At 46.8% G+C, this 235-nt stretch carries 1 rRNA gene; it reads right to left on the reverse strand.

Annotated elements, in window-relative coordinates:
* A 5S ribosomal RNA gene (gene rrf / locus AC0C45_RS30300) occupies positions 1 to 93 on the reverse strand; the annotation flags it as partial.
* Positions 94 to 235 lie beyond the last annotated feature (142 nt).

Raw genomic sequence — 235 nt, forward strand, 5'->3', positions numbered from 1 at the left:
AGGGACAAAGTCCCAACTACCATTGGCGCTAAAGAGCTTAACTTCCGTGTTCGGTATGGGAACGGGTGTGACCTCTTCGCTATCGCCACCAGACAAGAGATTGCTCTCTCAAAACTAGATAACAGTTCGCTGAGTAAAGCTTACGCTTTTAAAGTTTGGTTAAGTCCTCGATCGATTAGTATCAGTCAGCTACACATGTCGCCACGCTTCCACCTCTGACCTATCAACCTGATCA

This window comes from Priestia sp. VA7 (assembly GCF_055710015.1).